General features: G+C 64.3%; 5 protein-coding genes. All 5 read left to right on the forward strand.

From position 1 onward, the window contains the following. The first annotated feature begins 3 nt into the window (after nt 1-3). Entirely contained in the window at nt 4-1,380 is a 1,377-nt protein-coding gene (locus tag ACKVY0_RS10235; protein WP_409214719.1) for a DUF1552 domain-containing protein, read from the forward strand. 28 nt (nt 1,381-1,408) lie between these two features. Further along, entirely contained in the window at nt 1,409-2,704 is a 1,296-nt protein-coding gene (locus ACKVY0_RS10240) for a hypothetical protein (protein ID WP_409214720.1), read from the forward strand. 80 nt (nt 2,705-2,784) lie between these two features. Next, nucleotides 2,785-3,156: a hypothetical protein gene (locus ACKVY0_RS10245; RefSeq protein WP_409214721.1), complete on the forward strand. Its 372-nt coding sequence runs from the start codon at nt 2,785-2,787 to the stop codon at nt 3,154-3,156. Nucleotides 3,157-3,309: 153 nt separating this feature from the next. Beyond that, nucleotides 3,310-3,945 carry a DUF1080 domain-containing protein gene (locus ACKVY0_RS10250; RefSeq protein WP_409214722.1) on the forward strand — a complete coding sequence of 212 codons (636 nt, stop codon included), beginning with the start codon at nt 3,310-3,312 and terminating at the stop codon, nt 3,943-3,945. 95 nt (nt 3,946-4,040) lie between these two features. Further along, nucleotides 4,041-7,479: PVC-type heme-binding CxxCH protein (locus tag ACKVY0_RS10255; protein ID WP_409214723.1), on the forward strand; the 3,439-nt coding region annotated here is incomplete at its 3' end.

Raw genomic sequence — 7,479 nt, forward strand, 5'->3', positions numbered from 1 at the left:
ATCATGAGCAACATCCTCACCCAAAACTGGCTCATCAGCCGCCGTCACTTCCTGCGCGGCGTCGGCGCGACGGTCGCGCTGCCGTTGCTGGATTGCATGATTCCCGCGCGGGCGCGCGCCGCCGTTGCGACCAAACCCAGGCGCAGCGTTTTCATCTACATCCCGAACGGCGTGAACGTGCTCACCTGGCAAATCACGAAGGCGGGGCGCGACTTCGCATTCAGCGGGCCGATGGCCTCGCTGGAAAAACATCGCGCTCACGTCACGCCCATCAGCGGCCTGCATCATCCCGGCGGCATCGGTGGCGGGCATATTGTGGACAAGATGTGGCTCACCGCCGCGCGCGTGAAGAACGAGGGCGGCCCTTTCCGCAACACCGTCTCCGCCGACCAGCTCATGGCCGAGGCCAACGCGCCGCACACGCGCTTCGCCTCGCTCGAACTCTCCGTGGGCCGCGGCAACAACTCGCTCGCGTGGTCGCGCGACGGCGTGCCGCTGCCCGCCGAGGACAGCCCGAAGGTCGTTTTCGACCGCCTGTTCGGCATCGAGAAAGGCGGCATCGCGCAGCAGCGTCGCCGTCTGCAGAGCGATCGCGGTGTGCTCGACTCCGTGCTCGATGACGCGCGCTCGCTGAAAAAGCGCGTCGGCACCGACGACCGCACCAAGCTCGACGAGTATTTTGAAGCCGTGCGGAGCGTCGAAGTCCGCACCGAGCGCGCCGACACCTGGCTCGACGTGCCGAAGCCAAAGGTCGAACCCGCCGACGCCGCGAGAGTCGGACGCAACGTCCCGAAGTCCGAAGCCGGCGACTACTATCGCACGATGTATGACCTCATGGTGCTCGCGCTGCGCACCGACATGACGCGCGTCGCCACCTTCATGAGCGGCACCGAGGCCCAGGGTCTCGCGCTGCCCGAGATCGGCGTCCCGCAGACGCGCCACGAACTCTCGCATCACAACGGCGACCCCGTGCAGATGGGCCGCCTCACCAGCGCGGACACCTTCCTCGTCGAGCAATTCAGCTACTTCCTCGACCAACTCCACGCCACGCGCGACGGGGACGCGCCGTTGCTCGACCGCACGATGGTGCTCTTCGGCAGCGGCATGAGCTACGGCCACAGCCACGGCAACGCCAACCTCCCGCTCGTCCTCGCCGGCGGCAGTGCGCTCGGCCTCAAGCACGGTCAGCACATCGACTACAATCTGCCCAAGCTCGGCGGCGCGTATGAAATCACCGCCGCCAAACACTACTCCACATGCAGCCGCCCGCTCGACGACAACGCGCGCATGACGAACCTGCTCCTCACCATGTTGCAGATGATGGAGATCAACGCGGAGAAATTCGCCGACAGCCTCGGGCCGGTGAGCGAGCTGGTGTGAGCAGCGAATCCTTCACCACAGAGGCACGATGCACACGGAGATTTTTTCCTTCGGAACCAAAGGCTCGCTCCAAGCCAGCAGCGATTCCGAGGCACATTCGCTTGTCCCCATTCGCCTGTCCTCCAAACCTCTGCGTGCATCGCGTCCCCGTGGTTCAAAACGAATCGCGCTGCTGTTCGCGCTGCTGCTCTCGGCATTCGTCATTCCGCATCCGTCATTCGCCCAAGCCGCGAAGGCCAAGGTGGCCGTGTCCGCGAACTACCAAATCGAGCCGGGCAAATTTGCGCCGCTCGACAAGACGCGTGTGCTCGCGGGTGAACTCATCGCCGTGGACCATGTGAATCGCGCGGGCGTGTTGCGCGACGACCGCGCAGACGACCAGAACCGCGTGAACTGGGACCGCCCGCATCCCTTCGCGCTGCTGCCTTACGCGACGGTGATGCATCACGGCGCTCCCGCGGATCTGCGCGACATCCCGCCCGGCACGCATCTGCACGCCGCGTTCTTCGAGGGGCCGCCGGTCCCGCAGTTTCCCGATGCCTACAAGCCCGTGCTCGGCTTGCCGGGGCGGCTCAGCAAATACATCGAGTTCAGCCGCGTCGCGCGGCTGGAGGACGACTTCAGCCGCGATGCGCGCCTCGGCCGCTCGTGGCGCGTGGACAGCCTCGACGCTGACGCGGGCAAGCTCACCGTCACCGCCATCAGCGCGGACAAGAATGCGGACGCGAAAACGCTGGTCTTCGACATCGGCGCGGACGCGCGCGTGTGGCGGGGAAGGGGATTCGCCGCACTCACCGACGTGCAGCCCGGACTCAGCGTAAATTTTAACATCACGCTCGCCACGATGTATGGCCCGGGTCGCATCACCGCCATCTGGCTCGACGGGGAAAGCCGCGCCGCCGCCACCGCGCATCAGCTCGAGAGACACCGCCGCTTCCAGCGCGAGCGCGGCCTCGCCGGGTGGATCGACGCGGTGGACAATGAACTCGGCAAGATCAGCATCACCCTCTTCAGCGGCGTGGACGTGAAGCTCTTCGACGCCTTCACCCCGCTCGGCTCCTGCCGTGCCGCGACCGCCGCCGAGAGCCTGCGCGTGTGGGATCCCATCAACGACGCGAAAGGCGGCGCCAGCGTCGTCACCAAAAGCGCGCCGCTCGGCGACGGCGACAGCGGTGTGCGCGTGAGCCTCATCGTCGGCAAGCAGGGCATGATCGAAGGCTTCCGCCCCGGCCGCTGCGTGCGCCTCTGGCCCGGCGACGGCAAGATCATCACCGGCTGGCCCGTCATCTCCGCCCCGCGCGAGGAGCGGCTGATGGAGCAGTAGGGAGTGACGAAATCCGAATGACGAATGACGAACCGCAGATTCACGATGCACCGAGAGAAAAGTAACTTCATTTCCGGCCTTTGCGTGCAACGTGCCTCGGTGGTCCAGAAGACCAACACCCAGTCACAATCAGTCCACGCCCCATCCTTCACATCGCACTGCTCTTCTCGTCAGTCATCACTCTCCATTCGTCGTTCGCTGTCGCCGCATTCCCCGACAATCTCGCCGGCATCAAAACCCGCGCCGAACTCGCTGCCGCCGCACGCAGGCCGCATGTGGAGTCCGTCACCCCCACGCTGGTGCAGGCGCGCGGCACGTTTGAGAAGACGAACGACACTCCCGGGCCATTGCCGGCGGCGCCCGGGGGACCGAGCGCACGGTTCGACACCCTGAACGCCGTGAGCCTCGCCGATGCCGGGCTCGGCGTGAAGGCGGAGCGAGCCTCCCGCTGAAAGTCACGGAGACGGGCGCGGGAGTCGGCTTCGAGATCGTGAGCGGAACCGGGCAGCCACAGAGATCGGATTCCGTTTCCCTCGGCGTGGCCTCACCGAAGTAGTCTCCAATTTTCCCGCGTCGGCCCGATTGCCCTCGCGACATCCGCTCCCATGAAAACAACGCCCGCCCTCCTCTCCGCACTGCTCGCCCTCGTCTGCCATGTTCACGCAGCGCCCGTGCCGCTTTTCGACGGCAAGACTTTTGCCGAGTGGGAGGATGACATTGATTCCGTCTGGCGCATCGAGGACGGCGCGTTCGTCGCGGGCTCACTGGAGAAGAAGCAGGAGAAGAACAACTTTCTCGCGACCAGGAAGGAATACGCGGACTTCGAACTCACGCTGAAGTGGAAGCTCGAAGGCACGACGGGCTTCGTGAATGGCGGCGTGCAGTTCCGCACGAAGCGCATCCCGAATCACCACGAGGTGTCGGGCTATCAGGCGGATCTCGGCGCGGGGATGGATGGCGCTTTATACGACGAGAGCCGTCGCAAGAAGGTCCTCGCTAAGCCGACGCCCGAGGTGCTCGCGAAGGCGCAGAAACCGCTCGGCGAATGGAACGAGTATCGCATCCGCGCCGAAGGGCCGCGCATCCAGATCTGGCTCAATGGCGTGCAGACTGTCGATTATACGGAAACCGAACCCGGCATCGATGTGAGCGGCATCATCGCCGTGCAAATCCACGGCAACGCCACCTCGATCGTCCGCTACAAAGATCTCGTGATCGAGGAACTGACTGCAAAGAAGTAGCTCTGCTCAACGACAACGGGGGCGCGCGATTGGTATGCCGGCTTCTGCAATTCGCCTGACCTCATTCGTCTGCCAACTCTTCCGCCCAACTGCCCATGCGACTCCTCACCGCTCTCTTCTTCACCCTCACCGTCCTTGTATCCGCTGCGCAGTCTTTCGAGCTGAGGCCGAACGACGTTATCGCGCTCACCGGCGGATCGAACATCGAGCGCACGCGGTTCAATGGCCACCTGCACACGCAACTCGTCGCGTCGAAGCCGGAACTGAAGATCACGGTGCGCAACTTTGGCTGGGAAGGCGACACCGTCTTCGAGCAGTGGCGCGATGGTGGCAATGTCGAGCAACTCGACGCGAAGCGGCAGCAGGCCGAGCGTCGCATCCAGACCGAGACGGGCACGACGAGCTGGCGGCAGCAGCGCGACTGGCGGCAGCAACTCCGCGAAGCCGGGGCGACGATGGTGATCGCGCAGTTCGGGCAGATGGAGTCGCTCGCGGGCGAGCGCGGACTGCCAGCATTCATCGCGGCGTATGAGAAGCTGATCGCGGAGTTTGCCGACGAAGCGCGCCGCGTGGTGCTGGTCGCGCCGGTGGCCTTCGAGGGGAAGATGGCGATACACAACGCGAGCCTCGCCGCTTACACGAAGGCGATTCGCGAGCTGGCGGCGAAGCTGGGGCTTCGTTTCATCGAGATCGATCGCGTGGGAGCAGACCGCGGTCCGCTGACGGAAAACGGCTATCAACTTTCCGAGACGGGCCACCGCTTTGTCGCCGATCGCATTGCGGTCGGTCTCGGTCTCACGCCTGTCGTCAACGATCCGGTGCGCAAGGAAGTCGTCGAGTTCGAGCGCCTGTGGTTCGACTACTGGCGGCCGATGAACTGGGCCTTCCTCAGCGGCGACCGCACCACGCAGCCTTACTCGAAGGATTGGAAGGATCCGTCGAAGCGCATCTTTCCGCAGGAGATGCAGGACTTCCTGCCGCTGCTGAAACAGGCCGGGGAAAACATCGCGCTCGCGCTCGCGGGCCAGCCGGTGACGCCCATCGGCATTCGCTCTTCGATTCCGGTCGAGCCGCCTTCGGCGAAACCGCTGTCGCCCGAGGAGGAACTCGCGAGCTTCAAGATCCTCGATGGCTTTCAGGTGAATCTTTTCGCGAGCGAGGTGGACGGAATCGTGAAGCCGATCCAGATGCGCTGGGACGAGCGCGGCCGGCTGTGGGTCGCGTGCGCGGTGAGCTACCCGCAGATCAAGCCGGGCGAAAAGGCGAACGACTACGTGCTCGTATGCGAAGACACGGACGGCGATGGCCGCGCGGACCAGTTCACGAAATTCGTTGAGGGTCTCTTCATGCCGAGCGGGATCGAACTCGGCGACGGCGGCCTCTATGTCGCGCAGGGGACCGAGTTGCTGCACTTCAAGGACACCGATGGCGACGGCCGCGCGGACACGAAGCGCATCGTGCTCGGCGGATTCGGCACGGCGGATTCGCACCAGATGATCAACTGCATCAACTGGGGCTTCGGCGGCGAGCTGTGGTTCACGCAAGGGCATCACATTTACTCGCGCGTGGAGACGCCATTTGGCGTGGAGACGCTGAACCGCGCAGGCGTGTGGCGTCTGCGGCCGCGCACCGGGTATCTCGATCCGTTCTTCCAGTTCTCCTCGGCGGGCGCGAACTGCTGGGGCGTCATCACCACGGAATACGGGCAGCCATTTCACAAGAGCGGCGCGAACATCGGCGCGTACTTCAGCACGCCGGGACTCGTGCGCTCCAGCCTCGCCGTGAACGCGCAGGCGATGAATCTCTGCCTCGCGCCGATCAAACAGGTCGGCATGGAGTTTCTGCATAGCAGCCATTTTCCAAAGGAGATGCAGGGCCGCGTCCTCATCGGCGGCTACTACGCGAATCTGCTGGAGTGGCACGAGATGAAGTCCGAGAACGGCATGTTCTCCACGAAGTTGCTGCCGAACATCATCGAGGCGAAGAACAACGTCTTCCGCCCGGTCGAAGTCCGCATGGGACCGGATGGCGCCATCTATGTGGCCGACTGGTACAACCCGATCATCGGTCACTACCAGGCGAGCTACCGGCATCCGGATCGCGACAAGCAGCACGGGCGCGTGTGGCGCGTGACATGGAAGGGCGGTGCGGCGGTCAAGCCGGTGAAGCTGGCAAATGCGAGCGCCAGCGAGTTGCTGGAGCAGTTCGATTCGCCGGAGCGCTGGGCGTGGTATCAGTCGAAACGGTTGCTCTTTGAAAAGGACACAAAGGAAGTGCTCGCCGCCCTCGACGCATGGCTGCCGAAGCAGAAGGACAACGAATACCGCCGACTCCAGGCGCTCTCGCTGTTTGAAGCGCACGAGTCGCCGCAGCCGGAGCTGCTCAAGGAACTGCTGCGTTCCAAAGACGCCCGCATCCGCGCCTACGCCACGCGCACCCTGGGCACATGGGCGCGCGATGGACGACTGCCCGGCGCGCTGAAACTGCTGGAGACACAGGTCGCCGATGACGACGCACTCGTGCGGCTGGAGGCCATCGTCGCCGCGAGCTACGTGAACGATCCGCGCGCCGCAGTGGTGGCCGCGCGGGCGCTCGACAAGGAATTCAACGCCTACCACCTGCACGCGCTCACGAAGACGCTGCATGTGCTGAATCCGCTCTGGTCGCCGTTGCTCGCAGCCGGAAAATTCGATTTCGACAAGGACGAGCATCTGATCTTTGCGCTGCAGAATAGCTGGGCGGAGAACGACTCGAAGGAGGTACAAAAACAAGCCGAGGGCTTCGCCGGTGATCGCAAGAACATGGCGATGGCGACGGACGCGACGCCGAAGAAAGTGCCCGCGATCATCCGCGATCAAATCTTGAAGCACGAAGGCAATGCCGGGCGGCAGGCGACATGGCTGAAAGCGCTGGCCGCCGTCGCCAGCGCTGATGATGTGGCGTTCATCTTCGGGCGAGGAGGGAAGGACGCGGCCATTCTCGCTGCGATGAAAACAGCCGCCCCATCCAATGCCGAAGAGCTGCTCATGCCGCTCTTTGATGCGACGGACCCGGCGCTTCGTGCGCAGGCCTTGCGCCTCGCCGGCGTTTGGAAGGTCTCAGCGTTTGCGGATCGCATTCGCAAGCTCGCCTTCGATGAGAAGGTGCCGCAGGCCCTCGATGCGCTCATCACCATCAAGCCCGACGAGGTGGCCTCGCATGCTCTGCGGCACCTTCAATCAGTTCAGGAAGCCGCGCCGTTGCTGCAAGCGCTGGTGAGCCGCGCCGAGGGTCACGCGGCTCTGCTGCGTGCCTTGCAAAAGCCCGATGCGATGTCCGTCGCAGAGGCCAAAGTGGCGCTCCAAGCGCTCAACACCATCGGACGCAACGACGCAAAGCTCTCGCCGTTGCTCATGAAACTCGCGGGCATCAACAGCGCCCTGCCTGCCTACACGAAGGACTACGTCGCCCGCATCGTGAAAGCCGCGCAGACCACCGGCAATGCCGCCGAAGGCAAGGCGATTTACGAGCGGACCGGCTGCATCGCCTGTCACA

The sequence above is a fragment of the Prosthecobacter sp. genome, from assembly GCF_046154365.1.
Lineage (GTDB): Bacteria > Verrucomicrobiota > Verrucomicrobiia > Verrucomicrobiales > Verrucomicrobiaceae > Prosthecobacter.